Origin of the sequence: Streptomyces sp. NPDC087844, assembly GCF_044742785.1 — a bacterium.
In the GTDB taxonomy this organism is placed as follows: Bacteria; Actinomycetota; Actinomycetes; order Streptomycetales; family Streptomycetaceae; genus Streptomyces.
The window spans coordinates 196,205-215,333 of record NZ_JBIUVD010000009.1; the positions used below are offsets into that span (position 1 = coordinate 196,205).

Annotated in this window: 14 protein-coding genes; 3 read left to right on the forward strand and 11 right to left on the reverse strand. The window is 70.5% G+C overall.

Going from position 1 to position 19,129, the window contains the following annotated elements:
• Positions 1 to 68: 68 nt before the first annotated feature.
• The 4 genes from ACIOKD_RS19895 to ACIOKD_RS19910 form a co-directional block, all read right to left on the reverse strand.
• Positions 69 to 263, reverse strand: coding sequence for an acyl-CoA carboxylase subunit epsilon (locus tag ACIOKD_RS19895; protein WP_402085437.1), 195 nt, complete (start codon positions 261 to 263; stop codon positions 69 to 71).
• 60 nt (positions 264 to 323) lie between these two features.
• Entirely contained in the window at positions 324 to 1,916 is a 1,593-nt protein-coding gene (locus tag ACIOKD_RS19900) for an acyl-CoA carboxylase subunit beta (RefSeq protein ID WP_402085439.1), read from the reverse strand.
• 154 nt (positions 1,917 to 2,070) lie between these two features.
• Entirely contained in the window at positions 2,071 to 4,476 is a 2,406-nt protein-coding gene (locus tag ACIOKD_RS19905; RefSeq protein WP_402085442.1) for a polysaccharide lyase 8 family protein, read from the reverse strand.
• Between the two features lie 93 nt (positions 4,477 to 4,569).
• Positions 4,570 to 5,085: a hypothetical protein gene (locus ACIOKD_RS19910; RefSeq protein WP_402085445.1), complete on the reverse strand. Its 516-nt coding sequence runs from the start codon at positions 5,083 to 5,085 to the stop codon at positions 4,570 to 4,572.
• A gap of 259 nt (positions 5,086 to 5,344) precedes the next feature.
• Between ACIOKD_RS19910 and ACIOKD_RS19915 the strand changes: the two genes are divergently transcribed.
• Entirely contained in the window at positions 5,345 to 5,953 is a 609-nt protein-coding gene (locus ACIOKD_RS19915; protein ID WP_402085447.1) for a YceI family protein, read from the forward strand.
• A 193-nt stretch (positions 5,954 to 6,146) separates the two neighbouring features.
• Here the strand turns inward: ACIOKD_RS19915 and ACIOKD_RS19920 are convergent, their stop codons facing one another.
• Positions 6,147 to 6,716, reverse strand: coding sequence for a YdeI family protein (locus ACIOKD_RS19920; RefSeq protein ID WP_402085450.1), 570 nt, complete (start codon positions 6,714 to 6,716; stop codon positions 6,147 to 6,149).
• Positions 6,717 to 6,919: 203 nt separating this feature from the next.
• On the opposite strand from ACIOKD_RS19920, the gene ACIOKD_RS19925 reads away from it, so the two are divergent.
• On the forward strand, positions 6,920 to 7,414 hold the full coding sequence (locus ACIOKD_RS19925; protein WP_402085452.1) for an N-acetyltransferase: 495 nt from the start codon (positions 6,920 to 6,922) through the stop codon (positions 7,412 to 7,414).
• 166 nt (positions 7,415 to 7,580) lie between these two features.
• Positions 7,581 to 8,363 carry a S1 family peptidase gene (locus tag ACIOKD_RS19930; RefSeq protein WP_402085454.1) on the forward strand — a complete coding sequence of 261 codons (783 nt, stop codon included), beginning with the start codon at positions 7,581 to 7,583 and terminating at the stop codon, positions 8,361 to 8,363.
• Positions 8,364 to 8,512: 149 nt separating this feature from the next.
• Here ACIOKD_RS19930 and ACIOKD_RS19935 read toward each other — a convergent pair whose 3' ends face one another.
• From ACIOKD_RS19935 to ACIOKD_RS19960, 6 genes are all read right to left on the reverse strand, one after another.
• The gene (locus ACIOKD_RS19935; protein ID WP_402085456.1) at positions 8,513 to 9,847 is read right to left on the reverse strand and encodes a hypothetical protein; all 1,335 of its coding nucleotides are present in this window, start codon (positions 9,845 to 9,847) and stop codon (positions 8,513 to 8,515) included.
• A gap of 146 nt (positions 9,848 to 9,993) precedes the next feature.
• Positions 9,994 to 13,017 (reverse strand): glycoside hydrolase family 3 protein, encoded by a 3,024-nt coding sequence (locus tag ACIOKD_RS19940; protein WP_402085459.1) that lies wholly within the window; start codon positions 13,015 to 13,017, stop codon positions 9,994 to 9,996.
• Positions 13,018 to 13,284: 267 nt separating this feature from the next.
• Positions 13,285 to 14,889, reverse strand: coding sequence for a citramalate synthase (gene cimA, locus ACIOKD_RS19945; protein ID WP_402085461.1), 1,605 nt, complete (start codon positions 14,887 to 14,889; stop codon positions 13,285 to 13,287).
• Between the two features lie 322 nt (positions 14,890 to 15,211).
• The gene (locus ACIOKD_RS19950; protein WP_402085463.1) at positions 15,212 to 15,748 is read right to left on the reverse strand and encodes a TolB family protein; all 537 of its coding nucleotides are present in this window, start codon (positions 15,746 to 15,748) and stop codon (positions 15,212 to 15,214) included.
• Between the two features lie 870 nt (positions 15,749 to 16,618).
• Positions 16,619 to 17,707: a branched-chain amino acid aminotransferase gene (locus ACIOKD_RS19955; RefSeq protein ID WP_402085466.1), complete on the reverse strand. Its 1,089-nt coding sequence runs from the start codon at positions 17,705 to 17,707 to the stop codon at positions 16,619 to 16,621.
• A gap of 287 nt (positions 17,708 to 17,994) precedes the next feature.
• Positions 17,995 to 19,035: a 3-isopropylmalate dehydrogenase gene (locus ACIOKD_RS19960; protein WP_402085469.1), complete on the reverse strand. Its 1,041-nt coding sequence runs from the start codon at positions 19,033 to 19,035 to the stop codon at positions 17,995 to 17,997.
• Between the last annotated feature and the right edge of the window lie 94 nt (positions 19,036 to 19,129).

Consider the following 19,129-nt stretch of genomic DNA (forward strand, 5'->3'; position numbering starts at 1 on the left):
TCGCCGGCCGGGCTCCCTGTGGAGCCCGGCCGGCGATCGCTTGAGCACGTGAGCGCGTGAGCGCGTGCTCAGCCCTGCCAGGAGTGCGGCGCGCGGAAGCCCGGGGTGCGCTCCAGGCGGCGCCAGCCCGCCTTCGCGCGGCCGTGGTGGACCGGGGCCTCGACGGGAGCGGAGGCCGCGCGGGCCAGGAGGATCGCCGTGACCGCGGCTACTTCCTCGGGCTCGGCGTGGCCCTTCTCGACGCGGATATCAGGAATGTCCATGGGTGTCAGTCTCCGTGAGAGAGAGGTACGCGGCATTGCCGCGATGAATCCGCCGGGTTACTACTGCGGCGGGTTGCCGTGCTTGCGGGAAGGCAGGTCCGCGTGCTTGTTGCGCAGCATCGCGAGGGAGCGGATGAGGATCTCGCGGGTCTCGACCGGGTCGATGACGTCGTCGACCAGACCGCGCTCGGCCGCGTAGTAGGGGTGCATCAGCTCGGACTTGTACTCCTTGACCATGCGCACCCGCATCGCCTCGGGGTCCTGTGCCTCCGCGATCTGGCGGCGGAAGATGACGTTCGCGGCGCCCTCCGCGCCCATCACGGCGATCTCGTTCGTCGGCCAGGCGTAGGTGAGGTCGGCGCCGATGGACTGGCTGTCCATGACGATGTACGCGCCGCCGTAGGCCTTGCGCAGGATCAGGGAGATCCGCGGCACGGTCGCGTTGCAGTAGGCGTAGAGCAGCTTCGCGCCGTGGCGGATGATTCCGCCGTGCTCCTGGGCGACACCGGGCAGGAAGCCCGGCACGTCCAGCAGCGTGACGATCGGGATGTTAAAAGCGTCGCACATCTGGACGAAACGCGCCGCTTTTTCCGAAGCCTCGATGTCCAGCACGCCCGCCAGGGCCTGCGGCTGGTTGGCGACGATGCCCACCACCTGGCCGTCGAGCCGCGCCAGGGCACAGATGATGTTGCGGGCCCAGCGCTCGTGGATCTCCAGGTAGTCGCCGTCGTCGACGAGCTCCTCGATGACCTTGGTCATGTCGTACGGCCGGCTGCCGTCCGCGGGCACCAGGTCCAGGAGCACCTCGGAGCGGCGGTCCGCCGGGTCCTCGGACTCGGTGGCCGGCGGGTTCTCGCGGTTGTTCTGCGGCAGCATCGACAGGAGATAGCGGACCTCCGCGATGCAGGTCTCCTCGTCGTCGTACGCGAAGTGCGCGACGCCGCTCGTCTCGGCGTGGACGTCCGCGCCGCCGAGGCCGTTCTGGGTGATCTCCTCGCCGGTGACCGCCTTGACGACGTCCGGTCCCGTGATGAACATCTGCGAGGTCTCGCGGACCATGAAGACGAAGTCGGTGAGGGCGGGGCTGTAGGCCGCGCCGCCCGCGCACGGGCCGAGCATCACGGAGATCTGCGGGATGACGCCGGAGGCGCGGGTGTTGCGCTGGAAGATGCCGCCGTAGCCGGCGAGGGCCGAGACACCCTCCTGGATACGGGCGCCCGCACCGTCGTTGAGGGAGACCAGGGGCGCTCCGGCCGCGATGGCCATGTCCATGATCTTGTGGATCTTCGTGGCGTGGGCCTCGCCCAGCGCGCCGCCGAAGATACGGAAGTCGTGGGCGTAGACGAAGACCGTGCGGCCCTCGACCGTGCCCCAGCCGGTGATGACACCGTCCGTGTAGGGCCTCTTGGCCTCCAGGCCGAAGCCGGTCGCCCGGTGCCGTCGCAGCTGCTCGACCTCGTTGAACGAGCCTTCGTCCAGCAGCAGCTCGATCCGCTCCCGGGAGGTCAGCTTGCCCTTGGCGTGCTGCGCCGCGGTCGCCTTGTCGCTGGGTCCGCGAAGAGCCTCCGCACGGATCGCCTGCAGCTCGGCCACGCGCCCACGGGCATCCGCGGGTTCCCCGGCCAAGGATTCGGTCTCGTCCAAAACGGTCATGTAGTGACCTTACGAAGTCCACCAAGGAAAGCGGGCCGTCGACTCCGTACAGTCTCCGGCCCGTTTTACTGGTAGCCCTGAACAGAACCCCGACGGCGTGCAGGCGATCCGACTGCTCAGAGGGCCTTCGGCTTGTAGGGGTCGCACAAAGCGCTCAGCTGAGAGTCACCTCACACTCCAGCGTTTCGCATACCTTCCCCGGAGTGACGCGCAGCCTCAGCCGGCGTCCGGTGGCGAGTACCTCGACACCCGGATCCGCGCGCACGACCCCGCGTACGGGCCGGTCCCAGACGATCTCCAGGGCCTCTCCGGTACGCAGGGGTTCGCTCACGCAGAGGGTCGCGGTCCCGCCCCGGCGGCGTACGAGCACGCTCGCGGGAGCGGTGGCCGTGAGCGGGCCGGCCGAGCCCGCGCGCCAGAAGTTCGCCGCGAGCAGCCCCAGCGCCGGTACGGACACCGCCTGGCGGCCGGAGTCGTTGGCGAGGACCGACAGCCGGTGCCGGTCGGCGGCGCGGGCGGCGACCGTGCGGCGCGAGGCCCCGGGCAGCACGACGTAGGCGTACGTGGCGTCCACCGGGTCCGTGCCGTGGTCGAGCCAGAGCGTCTGCCAGCGGCGGGTCCGGCGTTCGGTGGTACTGGTGGTGTTGATGTCGGACCAGGCGCCGGTGCGGTCCTCGCGGAGCGTACGCAGGGCAGGCCCTTCCAGGACGACCCAGCCCCCGTGGCCCTCCAGGTGGGCCCAGCCCGGACCCCGTACGAGAGCCTGCGTACCACCCTCCCCCAGGTTCCTGTTGTCGACGACCGTCTCGACCGGGACGCCGTCCGCGGCGGTGATCCCCGCTCCGAGGCAGACGATCGCGTCGTCGAGGCAGAACCACGACGTGCGGGCCTCCAAGGTCGAGCCGAGCCCCAGCAGGTGCTGCCCGACCGCCGCGAACTCCCCGTCCGTCGTGCCGCCGACCCAGCGTGCCGCGGGTCTGGGCTCGCCCCACTCGCCGCCCGCCCGGTCGGCGAGCCGCTTGGTGGACACGGTCGTCCCGGGCAGCCGGTACCAGTCGACGGTCGGCCAGTACCAGTCCGTGTACTGACCGGAGGGACTGCCGCCGGCCCACCAGTAGAGCATTCCGGCACCCGTGTGCCAGCCGCGCGGGTTCTCGCCGTTGCCGCACTCGTAGTACGCGATCCGCTCGCTCGCCATCGAGATGTTGGCGGTGAAGCCGGGGCCCGTACCGGAACCCCTCCCGGTGCCGGAGCCGCGGTGGACCGCCCTGTCCATGGCGGCGAAGAGGTGGTGACCGGCCGGTTCGGGCGCGGCCGGGAGAGCCGAGTCGGCGACGGCGTGCAGGCGGGCCAGGTCGGCGACCCCGAACTGCCGTGCCGTCAGGATCGGGGTGACGGTGTCCCGTTCGATCCAGCCCTTGATCCTGCCCTGCCAGCGGTCGCGTTCCGCCGCGCTCGCGCCCTGGGCGAGGAGCGTGATCGCGGCGATCAGCGCCTGCCCGTGGAAGTGGTCGCTGCGCATGACCTGCCGGTCGTCGCTCTTGAGGTAACCCCGGCTGATGGCCCGCCCGTTGACGCTGTCCATCATCAGCCCGTCGTGGATCAGCGGCGCGTAGGCCTTCTCCACACTGTCCAGGATGATCTGCCGGCCGGCGTCGGTCACCTCCCACTGCGACCCGGCGAGCAACGCGAAGAGACGCCCGAGCCCGTCGAGCATGACCTGCCCGTACGTTCCCGAGTACGCGACCCAGGTGTGCTGGACGAAGGACCCGTCGGCGTAGAGCCCGTCCCCCTTGGTGACGTACGGGAAGACCGGTGAGAGCGCGTCCCGGGCGAGCGCGATCTTCTCGGGGGCACGGCCGAGGATGCCGCGCAGGGCGACGGAACGGCACAGGTCGACGCGGTTCGCGCCGGTCGAGGTGCCCGTGTAGTCCCCGAGCATGCTGTCGGGGACGAAGTGGTCGACGGCGGCGCAGGCGGCCCCGATCCGCGCGTCCGTGAGCTCGCCGTACAGGGCGGCCACGATGTCCATGAGGAGGCGGGGGCTGCCGATCTGCCACTCCCACCAGTTGCCGTAACGGGTGGTGGAGGGGTGGTAGACGGTGGCGGAGAGGTGGTCGAGACCGCGCAGGACGTCCGCGAGCAGGCCCGCGTCGCCGGTGGAACCGGTGCCCTCCTGGACGTACGCCTGGGTCATCGTCCACAGCCTGCTGTAGCTCTGGGTGATGCCGGCGGGCGGGTCGTACGGGTAGCCGGGCCACAGCGAGTTCGCCGTCGGCGCCATGGACGCCCGGAAGCCGCGGGCCAGTTCGCCGGTCTCGGCGAGGCGGGACGCGTACGGCTCGGCGGCCGGGTCGTAGCCCGCGCCGAGGGCGATCTCCAGCCAGCGGCGGCGGAGCGTGTCGTACGGGTCGTCGTCGGCCGCGTGCGCGGAGGCGGGGAATGCGGAGACGGGGAGTGCGGAGGCGGGGAGTGCGGAGGCGGGGAGTGCGGTCGCCAGGAGCGGGGCGCCCGACGTGAGCGCCGCCGCGAGCAGGAACGTACGGCGGGAGGGAGTCATCTCATGGATCTCCTGAATCTCCTGGATCTCATAGGTGTCCTGGGTCTCAGGGGTCTCAAAGGTCGCATGGGTCTCCTGAGCCTCATGAATCCCTTAGCAGCCGCCGCAGTTGTAGTAGAGGACGTCCCAGTGGTTGCCCTCGTCCGCGTAGATGTTGCCCGAGCCCGACCGGTACTGGAGGGCTCCGTCTCCGCGCGGGCCGATGTAGGTGAACGTGTTCTTGATGTAGTTCGTGACGCAGGTGCTCTTGGCGTAGTCGAGCTTGTAGCCGTTCCAGTGGGAGTACGTGCCGCTCGCGTGGCCGGTCTCGGTGCCGCCGGTGATGTCGAGGGCGCAGCCGGTGGCGCTCTTCAGGGTCTGCGCTCCCTGGGCGGTCGCGAGGTTGAGCTGCTCGAAGGACGTGCAGGTGGAGTTGTTGCGGTCCGAGCAGCCGCCGGAGGACGACCAGGTGATGCCGGAGCCGCTGAACATCGAGGTCGCCGTGGCGTGGCTGATCTTCGTGACGGCGACGGCGTCGGGAGCGGCGGTCGCCCCCGTGGCACCGCCGAGCACGACGGCGGCCGGGGCGGCGAAGAGGGTGAGGGCGGCCAGGGCGGAGCGGAGCTTCATGCGGAGCCTTCCTGCGGACGACCGGGCTGACTGTGGGGCGGCGATACAGGTGGAGCAAGGCGATGGTGCCCGAGGGCTACACGTGTCCACCAGGGGGTCGGCGGATCACCTTGGGCGTAGACCAATGGCAACCGGCTGTAACCGGGGCAACGCACCCCGCCAACAGTTGAAACCCGTAGGGAATAGGTCTATGGTCGCTCTAGTTGAACGTTAAACAGCTTCGGCGCAAGGCCGGGGCTCGTCCCCCAAGGAGCCAGTCATGGGAATCTTCGGCCGCAAGGACACCGACACCGCAACCGCGACGCCCGCCGCCGTGAGCCCCGACCTCGCCGCCTTGACCGGCGACTACACCATCGACCCGGCTCACTCGACGATCGGCTTCGTGGCGCGCCACGCCATGGTCACGAACGTCAAGGGCGGCTTCCAGGACTTCACCGGCAACCTGCACCTGGACGGCGCCGACCCGTCGCTGTCGACCGCGTCCATCGACGTCAAGATGGACAGCATCAGCACCGGCTCCGACGACCGCGACGGTCACCTGAAGAGCGCGGACTTCTTCAAGACGGAGGAGTTCCCCACGATGACCTTCCGGTCCACCGCGGCCCAGGCACTCGGCGGCGACGACTACCGCATCACCGGTGACCTGACGATCCTGGGCACCACCAAGCCGCTCTCCATCGACCTGGAGTTCAACGGCGCGGCGAAGGACCCGTACGGCAACGAGCGCGTCGGCTTCGAGGGCAAGGCCGAGATCCTGCGCTCCGCGTGGGGCCTCACCTGGAACGCGGCGCTTGAGACCGGTGGCGTGCTCGTCTCCGACAAGATCAAGCTGACCTTCGACATCTCGGCGATCAAGAACGCCGCCTGATCGCGGTAGCGGGTGCGGGTCCAGCCCCGCGTACCGCGTCCCGCATGTCGAGCGCGCCCGCCCTCCGGCTCCCAGCGAGCGGACGGCGGGCGCTCGGCTGTGCGGGCGGCCGCGCGGGCGGGCGGAGCGTCAGGAGCCGGACCCGAGACGGACAACCTGGGGCCCCGGGGTCCCGGGAGTGCGCGCGCCGGCGTCACCGCGGCCGCGGACCCGACTCCAGCCCGGCGACGGCCTTCCGCAGCCGGGCCGCCCGCACCTCGGGGGTCCTCGCCTTGAGCAGGTCCAGGACGACCAGGTACCGGTCCGTCTTGCCGAGCCCGTCGAAGGAGACCTTCGCCCGAGGGCTCCGGTCCAGCGCGGCGGCGAGGTCGTCCGGGACGGTGGCGTTCCGCTGCGACTCGTACGCGGCCTCCCACCGGCCGTCCGCCTCGGCGGCGGCGACCTCCGCGAGGCCCCTGGGCCGCATCCGGCCGGCCGCGGTCAGCGCCTCCACCTTGCGCACGTTGACCATCGACCAGAGGCTGCCCCGCCTGCGCGGGGTGTACTTCTGGAGGTAGTACGACGCGTCGAGGCGGCGCCGTTGACCGTCGATCCAGCCGTGGCAGAGGGCCACGTCGAGCGCCTCCGCGACCGTGACGGACGGCAGACCTGACCCCTTTTTAGCGATCTTCAGCCAGACCCCGTCCCGGAGTTCCTCATGAGCGGACACCCAAGCGTCCAGTTGCGCGGTGTCCACGAATGCTCTGATCTCCACACCGTCCATGAGAGGACGGTAAAACCCATCTAGGCCAGATCCCGTCCTAGAGCGCCGGCCAGCCACCCACCCGACCCACCCAGGGGCGCGGGGAACTGCGCACCGGGGGTTCGGGGGCGGAGCCCCTGAGCAGTGACGGAAAGCCGGCAGCCGGGAAGCGTCGCATGGATATTCCGATGCGGCGCCACCGGACCGCACGCTAGCCTCCGGCCATGACATGGCTCCCCAGCGACTTCGCCCACCCACTGCGCGTAGACGCGCCGGCCGGGCTGCACCTCCGGCCGATCACCGGTGAGGACGCCGCGATCGACTACCCGGCGGTGATGGGCTCCCGGGAGCGGCTGTGGTCGATCTTCGGGGAGGCCTGGGGCTGGCCCGCCGCCACGATCACGTACGAGGCCAACAAGGCGGACCTGGAACGGCACGCGGCCGAGATCGAGGCGCACGAGTCCTTCAACTACGTGCTGTTCGACGAGGCGGAGGCCACCGAGTACGGCTGCGTGTACATCGATCCCCCGGAGAAGGCCGGTGCCGACGCCGAGATCTCCTGGTGGGTCGTCGACGGCAAGGTCGGGACCCCGCTGGAGCGCGACCTGGACGCGTTCGTACCGCGCTGGATCGCCGGGGCATGGCCCTTCGAGCGGCCGCGGTTCATCGGCCGGGATGTGTCGTGGAAGGAATGGCTGGCTCTGCCGGACCGCACCTGACGGCGGCCCGGACGCGAGCGGCTGGTTTTCACCCCTTGTGGCGGTGCTCACAGCGTTCCCATAATCCTTCAACAGAAATTGACCGGCTCATGACGAGACCAACGGGATTTCTTTCGCCGAACTTGGCATGCGCCTGTCACTTCCACCCCCCACGGAAGGCATCACGTTGAAGAACCTCCTCAAGACCCTCAAGAGATGCGCGGTCGCGGGCGCCGCCACCCTCGCGGTCATCAGCCTTCAGCCCCTCTCCACCGCGCAGGCAGCCCCGGCGCCCGTCGTCGGCGGAACCCGCGCCGCGCAGGGCGAGTTCCCCTTCATGGTCCGGCTCTCCATGGGCTGCGGCGGCGCCCTCTACACCCAGCAGATCGTGCTCACCGCCGCGCACTGCGTAAGCGCCACCGGCAACAACACGAGCATCACCGCCACCGCCGGTGTCGTGGACCTCCAGTCCACCTCCGGCCGGGTCCAGGTCAAGTCCACCAAGGTCTACCGGGCCCCCGGCTACAACGGCAACGGCAAGGACTGGGCGCTCATCAAGCTCGCCACGCCCATCAACCTGCCCACGCTGAAGATCGCGACGACCACGCAGTACAACACCGGCACCTTCACCGTCGCCGGCTGGGGTTCGGCCAGTGAGGGCGGCGCCCAGCAGCGCTACATGCTCAAGGCGAGCGTGCCGTTCATCAGCGACGCCACCTGCCGCACGTACAGCGGTTACAGCGGCCTCGTCGCGGGTGACGAGATCTGCGCCGGTTACGCCGCCGGCGGTGTGGACACCTGTCAGGGCGACTCCGGCGGCCCGATGTTCCGCAAGGACAGCGCCAACGCCTGGATCCAGGTCGGCATCGTCAGCTGGGGCATAGGCTGCGCCCGCGCCAACGCGCCCGGCGTCTACAGCGAGGTCTCGACCTTCTCCTCCGCGATCGCGTCGGCGGCGTCGACTCTCTGACCTTCGCGGTACGACGTCCACGCGTCGTACGCGGTCCACGGGCCCGGCGCCGGACCGCGCCGGGTCCGTATCCGTATCCGTATCCGTATCCGTACCCGTACCGGCGCTCGCACCCGGTGCCCGGCGCCCGGTGCCCGGCGCCCGTGAGGTCAGAACCCGCCGCCGCCGCCGAAGTCCCCACCGCCGCCGCCGTCGAAGCCCCCGCCGAAGTCGTCGGAGTCGAAGTCGGCGCCGGACACGTCCCCGCCCTCGTACCCGCCGCCCGAGCCGCCGAAGTCCCCGTAACCGGAGCCGTAGTCGGCCGCGTACGCCGGGCCGGCCATCATCGAGCCGAGCACGGTGCCGACGAGGAGGCCGGGCAGGATGCCGCCGCCGAAGTAGCCGCCCGCCCAGGGGCCGTACGCCGGACCCGCGTCCCAGTAGGGCCGCCGCCCGTACTCCGTGTCGACCTCGCGCACGGCGGGGTCGGTGCCCTCGGCCAGCCGGACCCGGTCGGCGGCGCAGACGGGTACCTCGCGGGGCGCTCCGCCCGCCGGCGTCCAGGTCGCGTCGGCGACCGAAGGCCCGTGGCGCGGGTCGAAGAAGCAGGGCGCCCGGCGCTCGGGAACGGGCCTGCCCTCGCGGCGCGCGGCGAGTACGGCCAGCGAGAAGCGCCCGTCCTCCAGGGCCTCGGTGACTCCCCGCACGTCTTCGGGGCGGGTGGCCGCGGCCATGAAGGACTTCGCCTTGTCGTACGCGTCGAGGGAGCGCTCGTAGTCGGCGCGCATCGCGTCGTCCGCGCCGGTCTCCGCGGGGTGGAAGTCGAGCCGGTCGAGTTCCTCGCCGAAGGCGGTGATGTCCTCGTCCACGACGACGCGCAGCCGGTCGAGCGCGGCCCGCCGCTCCGCCTCCTGCCGTCGGCGGTTGCGCCTCACCAGGGCGTACGCGCCCGCGCCGCCCGCCACGACGACCGCGCCGACGCCGATCAGAGCGCCGGTGCCGACGCCGTCACCGCCCTCGCTCCAGCCGCTGGGCGCGGAGCCGCCGACGTTGGCGAGGGCCCGGTCCGTGAAGTCGTTCAGCTGGGTCTTCGCGTCCTCGCCCCGGACGCTGGTCACCAGGTTGCGCACGGCGGCGTTCGGCAGGACGGAGGAGTCGGCCTTCGCGTCGAACCGGGTGCCGAGCCTGATCGCGTACAGACCCGTGACACCGGTGTCGGTGCGCAGGTTCTGGAAGAGGTTCTCCGTGGGGAAGTCCCCGGGGAGAACGGCGACGAACACCGGCTTGTCCGCCTTCTCGATCTTCGCGGCCAGGGCGTCGGCATCCGAGTCGGACAGGACCCGGGCCATGGACGGATCGACGTACACAGGGCTCTCGCGCAGAGCGTCCGCGACCACCGAGACGTCCGTGGCGGCGTGGGCGCCGGTGGCTCCCGCGACCGACACCGCCAGCGCCGCGAACGGAATCAGCAGAACGGCCAGCCCTCGTGCAAGTACGCCTTTCATACCTCGAAGCTACTCCAGCCCCCGCTCGCCTGCTCCCAGGGGCGCGGGGGCTGTTGTCCGTATGCGGCTCCGCCGCCTGGGCGCGCCCAGGCGGCGCCGGGCCCGCGGACGTACGACAGACATCCGCGGGCCCGGCGGGCGGCCGGTCAGGCAGCCGTGTACGCGGCGGTCAGCTTCTCCACCGCCCGCGCGTAGCGCCCCGTGAGCAGCAGATGATCCGCGTCGGCGAACGGCTTGGCGACAGCCGAAGTGATCCCCTGCCCGACCTTCTGCTGGACAAGCACCCGCGCCTTGCCGACGATGGCGCGCCCGGCCTCCTCGGACCCGGCCCGCTCGGCCAGCGAGGCCGCGACGGCGAGGGCCTTCAAAGTGGCCGTGCCGCCCGAAGGCACCTTCGTGAGCGTCGTCAGCCCCCATCCGTACGGGAACTGCGGGTCGTACGCCGCGTCACCGACGTTGATCGGCAGCTGCGCCTCGGACTTCGGCCAGGTCACGGGCAGCTGCCCGGTGAAGGCCCGCTTCCCGTAGAGCACGTCCGCGACCCCGTCGCCCTCCGTGCCCGGCAGCCAGGACGCGACGAGCGCGTCGATGTCACCGAGCTGGTCGCCGACGAGCTGCGGTCGCCCGGAGACGACCAGGACCGCGCACTTCATGGCGCCGCACACCGTGTCGACGGCGGCCCGGTCGGCGGCGGAGAGGGCCAGGTCGTGTCCGTTGCCCACATCTCCGATGCCTTCCGCGTACGGGGTCTCGCCGACGACCACGACACCCACGTCGTGCCCGCCGGTCGGTGCCGACGCGTCCTTGGAGTACGTGACCGGGCCGCCGCCGGCCTTCCGGATGCCCTCCAGGACCGTCGTCCCGTCGGTGATGTCCCCGGACGAGCCCTGCCAGGTGACGGTCCAGCCGCCGCTCTGGTTGCCGATGTCGTCGGCGTTCGACCCGGCGACGTACACCTTCTGCGACTTCTTCAGCGGCAGCACACCGCCCGCGTTCTTCAGCAGGACCTGCGACTCGGCGGCGGCCTCGCGGGCCACGGCCCGGTGCTTCGCGGAGCCGATCGCCGAGGCGCCGCTCGTGTCGGCGTACGGCTTCTCGAAGAGGCCCAGCTTGAACTTCTGCGTGAGGATGCGCGACACGGCGTCGTCGACCCGCTTCTCGCTCACCCGCCCGGCCCGCACCTCGTCGAGGAGCGTGGCGTGGAAGTCCTTGTACGCGTACGGGACCATGATCATGTCGAGGCCGGCGTTGACGGACGTACGGACGTCGCTCGCGTAGTCGCCGGGGATCTGGTCGATGGCCTGCCAGTCGCTGATGACGAAGCCGTCGAAGCCCATGCGGTCCTTGAGGACCCCGTTGAGCATCGCGGCGTTGGCATGCATCTTCACCGGGCCCTCGGAGTCGCCGAGGATGTCCAGCGAGGAGTACGAGGGCATGAACGTGCCCACGCCCCGGTCCACCGCGTCCTGGTACGGGGCCAGGTGGACGGCCTCCAGCTCCTGCCGGGTGACCTTGGTGACGCCCTGGTCGATCGTGTACGAGCCGGTCGTGGACGAGCCGAACTCCGTGCCGCCGTCGCCGACGAAGTGCTTGGCGGTGGCGAGGACCTTGTCGTTCCGCTTCAGGTCCTCGCCGCCGGCCGCCCCCTGGAGGCCCTGGATGACGGTCTCCATGGACTCGACGAGTGCCGGGTCCTCACCGAACGACTCGTACGTACGGCCCCAGCGCTCGTCACGCGCCACGCACAGGCAGGGCGCGAAGTCCCACGGGATGCCGGTGGCCCGGACCTCGGCCGCGGTCACCTTGCCCGCGTCGTGGGCGACCTGGGGGTCGCGCGTGGCGCCGATGCCGATGTTGTGCGGCAGGATCGTGGCGCCGACGAGGTTGTTGTGTCCGTGCACCGCGTCCACGCCGTAGATGAGCGGGATCTGGAACCGGGTGGCCTGCGCCCGCAGTTGGAAGCCGTCGATCATCTTCGCCCAGGCCTCGGGCGTGTTCGGCGTCGGCGTGGAGCCACCGCCGGAGAGCAGCGAGCCGAGGTCGTACGCGGCGATGTCGCCCGGCGCGGTGAGCGCGCCCCGCTCGGCCTGGGTCATCTGGCCGGCCTTCTCGGCGAGTGACATCCGGGAGACCAGGTCGGCGACCCGCTTCTTCACCGGCGACTTCGTGTCGAGGTACGGGAGTCCGTGGGCGTCGATGACGACCTGCGGGTTCTCGGCGGGTGCCTTGGCGCCGGTGACCGTCAGCTTCAGCGGGACGGTCTCGGCGTTCTCGCCCGCCCTGTCGCGCAGGGTCGCCACCGTCACGGTCCGCGAGGTGCCCGAGGCCGTACCGGCCGGGAAGGTCAGCTCGCCCTTGACCGGGGTGTAGTCCTTGCCGGACTCGCCGGTGCCGCCGGCCGTCTCGTACGCGACGGTGACCGGTTCCTCGATCGGGGCGGAACCGGTGGTGGCGACCGTGATCCTCACCGCGGCCGAGCGGCCCTCCTTCACCGGGTACACCGCGGCGTCGGTGACGACGTTGGCCCGCAGCGCCTGGTCGGCCCTGCCGTACAACTCCACGCCGTCCATGGCGAACCGGTCCTTGACGCCGACCGGGAGCGTGAGCGCGTAGCCCCACGTCTCGGTGAGGCCGAGGACCTGGTCGATGCCGCCGACGGGCTGGTAGTCCGTCCGGTAGGTGAAGTCGGTGAACGGGATCTCCAGCTGCTTCCAGCCGGTGAAATCGTCGGTGAAGGACGTCGTCCACAGCTCGGAGGCCTCGCCGTTGGCGCCGCCGTCCTTCAGCTCGAAGTTGACCTTCTTGCCGTTGTTCCGGCCGTCCCACCAGAAGCGGACGCCCTTGCTCGCCGACCAGTCGTGGGCCGGCTCGGCGAAGGCGAAGTCGTGGGTGAAACCTCCGTAGCCGCTGATGTCGTACGTGCCGGAGAGGACCTTGTCGCCCTGCGGTGCGTCGTCACGGGCGGCGAGCTCCAGCGTGGGCGGGTCGTCCGAGTCGCCGCCCCAGGTGAAGATGCCTTCGGCGGGCGGGTTCGCGAACGGGATCTCGCCCTCGAAGTTGTCGACGGGGACGGGGGCGGGATCGTCCGCTCCGGAAGCGGAACCGGCCGCGGCGAACGGCAGCAGTCCGGTCAGCAGGGCGGCGGAGACGAGCAGGGCGGTTCTTCGCATGGACCTTCCTCGGCTCAAGCTGTGACGGCGGGGCCTCGCAGGGCTTAAATCACGCCGTGAGTTAACTGACGCCCCGCGAGGGCGTCAAGCCTTCGCACCGAATCCGGGGGGCGGGGTTTTCCGCCCCCGCCGCCCCTACCCTCCCCCATCGTCACGTACTCAGGGGCTCCGCCCCCGAACCCCCGGTCCTCAAACACCGGACGGGCTGAAACACCTCCAGCCCGTCCGGCGTTTGAGGACAACGGGGGCGAGAGAAGGGGGGGTTGGCTACGCTGCCGGTTCGACCCCCGCCCGCAGCAGCCCGTACGTGTACGCGTCCTCCAGCGCCTGCCAGGACGCCGCGATCACGTTCTTCGCCACGCCGACCGTCGACCACTCCCCCGCCCCGTCCGAGGTGGAGATGAGGACGCGCGTCGTGGACTCCGTGCCGTGCTTGCCCTCAAGGATGCGGACCTTGTAGTCGACCAGTTCCAGCCTGGCGAGCTGGGGGTAGAGCTTTTCGAGGGCCACCCGCAGCGCCCGGTCGAGGGCGTTGACCGGCCCGTTCCCCTCCGCCGTGGCGACGATCCGCTCGCCCTTGGCGAAGAGTTTCACGGTCGCCTCGTTGGCGTGGCTGCCGTCGGGCCGGTCCTCGACGATGGCGCGCCAGGACTCGACGTCGAAGTACTTGCGGGCCTTGCCCTCGGCCTCCTCCCGCAGGAGGAGTTCGAAGGAGGCGTCCGCGGCCTCGTACGTGTAGCCCTGCAGCTCACGCTCCTTGACCCGGCCCACGACCCGGGCGACCAGCTCGCGGTCGCCGCCGAGGTCGACGCCGAGTTCCTTGCCCTTGAGCTCGATGGAGGCGCGGCCCGCCATGTCGGAGACGAGCATCCGCATGGTGTTGCCGACCAGCTCGGGGTCGATGTGCTGGTACAGATCGGGGTCGACCTTGATGGCCGAGGCGTGCAGGCCGGCCTTGTGGGCGAAGGCGGAGACACCGACGTACGGCTGGTGCGTGGACGGGGTGAGGTTCACGACCTCGGCGATCGCGTGCGAGATGCGGGTCATCTCGGACAGCGCGCCCTCGGGGAGTACCTTCTTGCCGTACTTGAGCTCCAGGGCCGCGACGACCGGGAACAGGTTGGAGTTGCCGACGCGCTCGCCGTAGCCGTTCGCCGTGCACTGGACGTGGGTCGCGCCCGCGTCCACGGCGGCGAGGGTGTTGGCGACGGCGCAGCCCGTGTCGTCCTGGGTGTGGATGCCCAGGCGTGCCCCGGTGTCGGCGAGGACGGTGGCGACGACGGCCTGGACCTGGGCGGGCAGCATGCCGCCGTTGGTGTCGCACAGGACGACGACGTCGGCGCCGGCCTCCGCGGCGGCCCGGACGACGGCCTTCGCGTACTGCGGGTTCGCCCGGTAGCCGTCGAAGAAGTGCTCGCAGTCGACGAAGACGCGGCGGCCCTCGGAGCGGAGGTAGGAGACGGTGTCGCGGACCATCTCCAGGTTCTCTTCGAGGGTGGTGCGCAGCGCCAGTTCGACATGCCGGTCGTGGGACTTGGCGACGAGGGTGACGACGGGTGCGCCGGACTCGACGAGTGCCTTGACCTGCGGGTCCTCGCTCGCTTTGCCGCCCGCTCGTCGGGTGGCCCCGAAGGCGACGAGCTGGGCGTGCTTGAAGTCGATCTCCTGCTGGGCACGGGCGAAGAACTCGGTGTCGCGCGGGTTCGCGCCCGGCCACCCGCCCTCGATGAAGCCCACGCCGAAGTCGTCCAGGTGCCGTGCGATGGCCAGCTTGTCCGCGACGGTGAGGCTGATGCCCTCACGCTGCGCGCCGTCGCGCAGGGTGGTGTCGAAGACGTGGAACGAATCGTCGAGCTCGCTGGTTTCGGTCATGGGTCTCTGGGCTCCTGAGGATTGGATCTCGGTCGGTACCGGAATGACCGGTTCCACCGTCCTCGTATGGTCCCTCGCGCTCTCGCCTCCGGCTGAGGGTGGGCCAGAAAAGCGAAAAACCCCTCGCGGGTGCGAGAGGTTAGCGCGCGGGTCGAAGACGACGGTGTCCACCCGTACCTGGTCGTACGTGGTGGTCACTGCGGACCGGCGCGCCTGCTGCCAATAATCATGACGAACGAGAGCACGGAGGCAGTCTGGCACAGACCCCCTCCGCGCTCACCGTCCGTCTCAGGATGCGAGCACTCGGTGGATCACCGGCGCTTCACCGCAGGTGGCGGACGAACACGTCGGTCCCGTCGTTCGTGTCGCCGGCCGGGATCAGCGACGGGTCCCCTGACTGGAACGCGATGCGGCGGGCGCCGTCGGCGATCCGGCCCGGCAGGACGTCGGCGGTGGCCGTGCCGCCGGTGGAGTCGGGCGTGACCAGGGCGGTGGTGCCCTTCTTCAGGTCCCGCAGGTAGACGGGCCACTCCTTGCCGTACCGCGCGTCCGGCTCCGTCACCTCCGACATGAACGTGACGTACCGCCCGTCGGAACTCACCGCCGGGTTACGGGTGTAGGCCTCGCCGGGACCGCCCTGGGTGCCGTGGATCCGCCGGTTGGTGCCGGTGGCGAGGTCGTGGACGAACACGTTCCAGGCGCCGTCGGTGTCGTCGGGCACCAGGTGGGTGTCCCGGGACTCGAAGACGACCGTACGGCCGTCGCCGCTGATGGACGGACGCAGCGACTCCTTCTCGGTGACCGAGCCGTCGTGGGAGCGGTCGGCCTGGACGCGCTCGCCGGTGCGGCGGTCGTACACCCAGATGTCCGTTGCTTTGAGTTTCTGTGACTCTCAGCATTCCGGGCGTTTCCGCCCGGAAGGTTCGTGACGGTGTCACCAGAGTGCGAGTTGCTCGCGACTGGTGCCCTGTCGACGATCTCTCGTTTCTGTCCCCTGGCAGGGTGTTGCGCCAGCCGCCCGCGTGTCCGTCCCCTTGCGGGTTCGGGCGGTGCAGGTCTTCTGCTTGGCTCCACGAGGCTTCGGCACCACCGCGAGGGTGGGGCCCGGGTCTCCGGCCACTGCGGTACCCGCTTCACGGTCGGCCGCCGCGAGGGCGGCCAGGTTGTGGCCCCCGCGAAGCGGGTCCTGTCGGTGCGCAGGTCGCGCAGGTACATGCCCCCGTGCGGGACGTTCGGGTCCAGGTCCTCGGCGGCCGAGGTGAAGGCGACGTAGCGTCCGTTGCGGCTGATGACGGCGTCGTCCGAGGCCCCGTTGCCCGCTTTCCCGTCAGGTGTGACGCTGACCGCTTCGGTGTACGGACCGGCGTGCGGGCCTGGGGACGCGGCGTTCGCGGCGGTTCCCGTCAGAGCCGTCGCGGCCAACGCGGCGGCGACGAGAGTCGCGGCGAGCGCGGTGCGCGTAGAGCGTGTAGAGCGCGTGCTGCGCGTGCTGGCGTACAAAAGCTTTCCCCCTGTGGTGATTCGGTCGGTCCGTGCGATGCAAACGCACCGTCGGGCAGGGGTACGGCACTCTAAGCGAAGGAGCTGCTTGCGGGAGGTGGGCCGCGCGATTCCCCGCGCCCCTGGGTACCTAGGGGCGCGGGGAACTGCGCGAACGGGGGCGAGGGGGCGCAGCCCCCATGCGGTGACGGGTGCGCAACGGGGCGAGGGGGCGGAGTCCCCGTGGGCGTCAGCCCACGTTGTGCATCCAGTTGTGGGTGTCCCCCGCCACCCCCCGCTGGATGTCCAGCAGCGCCTCACGCAGCTTCAGCGTGACCTCGCCGGGGCCACCCCCACCCTGCCGCCACTCACCGGAGTGACTCTTCACCGTGCCGACGGGCGTGATGACCGCCGCCGTACCGCACGCGAACACCTCGGTGAGCGTGCCGTTCTCGGCGTCTCGCCTCCACTGGTCGCTGGAGACGCGGGCCTCCTCGGACCCGTACCCGAGGTCACGGGCGACCGACAGGAGCGAGTCCCGGGTGACGCCCTCCAGGATGGACCCGCTGAGCGTGGGCGTGACGATCCTGTCCCCGTACACGAAGTACAGGTTCATGCCGCCCAGCTCTTCCACCCACTTGTGCTCGACCGCGTCGAGATAGCAGACCTGGTCGCACCCCTTCGCCGCGGCCTCCGCCTGCGCGAGCAGGGACGCGGCGTAGTTGCCGCCCGTCTTGGCGTCGCCCACACCGCCGGGGACGGCGCGCACGCGGTCCTCCGAGAGCCAGATGGAGACGGGCTTCACGCCACCCGGGAAGTAGGCCCCGGCGGGCGACGCGATGACGAGGAAGAGGTACTCGTTCGCGGGCCGCACACCCAGGCCGACCTCGGTGGCGATCATGAACGGGCGCAGGTAGAGCGACTCCTCGCCGCCGTGCGCCGGCACCCACGCCCTGTCCTGCTGGATCAGCGCGTCACAGGCCTCGATGAAGGTCTCGACGGGCAGCTCGGGCATGGCGAGGCGGCGGGCGGACGACTGGAAGCGCAGGGCGTTGCGGTCCGGGCGGAACGTGGCGACCGACCCGTCGGGCTGCCGGTAGGCCTTCAGACCCTCGAAGATCTCCTGCGCGTAGTGCAGGACGCTCGTCGCGGGGTCGATGGACAGCGGGCCGTACGGGACGAGCTGGCCGTCGTGCCAGCCGCGGCCCTCCGTCCACTTGATCGTCACCATGTGGTCGGTGAAGTGGCGGCCGAATCCCGGGCTGGTCAGGATCGCCTCGCGCTCCGCGTCGGACAGCGGGGACGAGGAGGGCTTTAGCTCGATCGTGGGCGTCGTCATGAGTGGTTGTCCTTCACCGGTTGTGTGTGACGGGCCGCGCTCACGCCTGTACTGCCAGTGGCCAGTGTTAGGACGTCCGAGCATGTCGTCATTTCGCGGCTCCGCGTTCGATTATCGCGCGAGATGAGCCGAATGGGGCACCACCTCTGCCACGGAAGTCATGGAAGCCGTGGAAGGGGGCGAAACGGCGTGGATGCGGCCCAGGGATTGATGGTGACACCCGGCGGGACATACGAAAAGCCGCCGGGTGCGGAAGCGACCCGGCGGCTTGGGGTGGTACCGGCGGGTCAGCCGGATACTCGGGCGGCGAGCGCGTCGCCGATCTCCTCGGTCGTACGGGTCGTGGTGCCGCGCTCCGCGAGGTCCACGGAGACGGCGTCCTCGATGCGGGCGGCCTCGGTCTCGTACCCGAGGTGACGCAGCAGGAGGGCGACCGACAGCACGGTGGCGCTGGGGTCGGCCTTGCCCTGGCCCGCGATGTCCGGGGCCGAGCCGTGCACCGGCTCGAACATGGACGGGAACTCGCCGCTCGGGTTGATGTTGCCGGACGCGGCGACGCCGATGCCGCCGGAGACCGCCGCGGCGAGGTCGGTGATGATGTCGCCGAAGAGGTTGTCGGTGACGATCACGTCGAAGCGGGCGGGGTCCGTGACGAGGTAGATCGTCGCGGCGTCCACGTGGATGTAGTCCGTGGTGACCTCGGGGAACTCCTCGGCCACCTTGTTGAAGACGTTCGTCCACAGGTGACCCGCGAAGGTGAGCACGTTGTTCTTGTGGACCAGCGTGAGCTTCTTGCGGGGGCGGGCCTGGGCGCGGGCGAAGGCGTCACGCACGACGCGCTCGACACCGAAGGCCGTGTTCACGGAGACCTCGGTGGCGACCTCGTGCGGGGTGCCCTTGCGGATCGTGCCGCCGTTGCCGGTGTACGGCCCCTCGGTGCCCTCGCGGACGACGACGAAGTCGATCTCCGGCTGGCCCGCGAGCGGGGTGGCGACACCCGGCAGGAGCTTCGACGGACGCAGGTTGACGTGGTGGTCGAAGGCGAAGCGGAGCTTCAGCAGGAAGCCGCGCTCCAGGACGCCGGACGGGACCGACGGGTCGCCGATCGCGCCGAGCAGGATGGCGTCGTGCCGCTTCAGGGCTTCGAGGTCGGCGTCGGTGAGGGTCTCACCGGTCGCGCGGTAGCGCCGGGCGCCGAAGTCGAACTCCTTGGTCTCCAGCTTCACGTCCTGCGGGAGGACGGCGGAGAGGACCTTCAGGCCTTGGGCCACGACTTCCTGGCCGATGCCGTCACCGGGGATCACTGCGAGATCGATGCTGCGAGACATGTCGGCACCCTACTCCCCGTCCCACGGGATGACATGCGGTGTCCGCGATACGGACACGCCCCAGCGGGCAGGCAGGGTCGAGCATCAACCCGAC

What these genes read in the sequence shown, in the direction of transcription:
- ACIOKD_RS19920 (WP_402085450.1), bottom strand. Translation starts at nt 6,716, where the DNA reads ATGGACGGTGTGGAGATCAGAGCATTCGTGGACACCGCGCAACTGGAC.
- ACIOKD_RS19935 (WP_402085456.1), bottom strand. Translation starts at nt 9,847, where the DNA reads ATGAAAGGCGTACTTGCACGAGGGCTGGCCGTTCTGCTGATTCCGTTC.
- ACIOKD_RS19910 (WP_402085445.1), bottom strand. Translation starts at nt 5,085, where the DNA reads ATGAAGCTCCGCTCCGCCCTGGCCGCCCTCACCCTCTTCGCCGCCCCG.
- ACIOKD_RS19900 (WP_402085439.1), bottom strand. Translation starts at nt 1,916, where the DNA reads ATGACCGTTTTGGACGAGACCGAATCCTTGGCCGGGGAACCCGCGGAT.
- ACIOKD_RS19925 (WP_402085452.1), top strand. Translation starts at nt 6,920, where the DNA reads ATGACATGGCTCCCCAGCGACTTCGCCCACCCACTGCGCGTAGACGCG.
- cimA (WP_402085461.1), bottom strand. Translation starts at nt 14,889, where the DNA reads ATGACCGAAACCAGCGAGCTCGACGATTCGTTCCACGTCTTCGACACC.
- ACIOKD_RS19895 (WP_402085437.1), bottom strand. Translation starts at nt 263, where the DNA reads ATGGACATTCCTGATATCCGCGTCGAGAAGGGCCACGCCGAGCCCGAG.
- ACIOKD_RS19915 (WP_402085447.1), top strand. Translation starts at nt 5,345, where the DNA reads ATGGGAATCTTCGGCCGCAAGGACACCGACACCGCAACCGCGACGCCC.
- ACIOKD_RS19905 (WP_402085442.1), bottom strand. Translation starts at nt 4,476, where the DNA reads ATGACTCCCTCCCGCCGTACGTTCCTGCTCGCGGCGGCGCTCACGTCG.
- ACIOKD_RS19940 (WP_402085459.1), bottom strand. Translation starts at nt 13,017, where the DNA reads ATGCGAAGAACCGCCCTGCTCGTCTCCGCCGCCCTGCTGACCGGACTG.
- ACIOKD_RS19955 (WP_402085466.1), bottom strand. Translation starts at nt 17,707, where the DNA reads ATGACGACGCCCACGATCGAGCTAAAGCCCTCCTCGTCCCCGCTGTCC.
- ACIOKD_RS19960 (WP_402085469.1), bottom strand. Translation starts at nt 19,035, where the DNA reads ATGTCTCGCAGCATCGATCTCGCAGTGATCCCCGGTGACGGCATCGGC.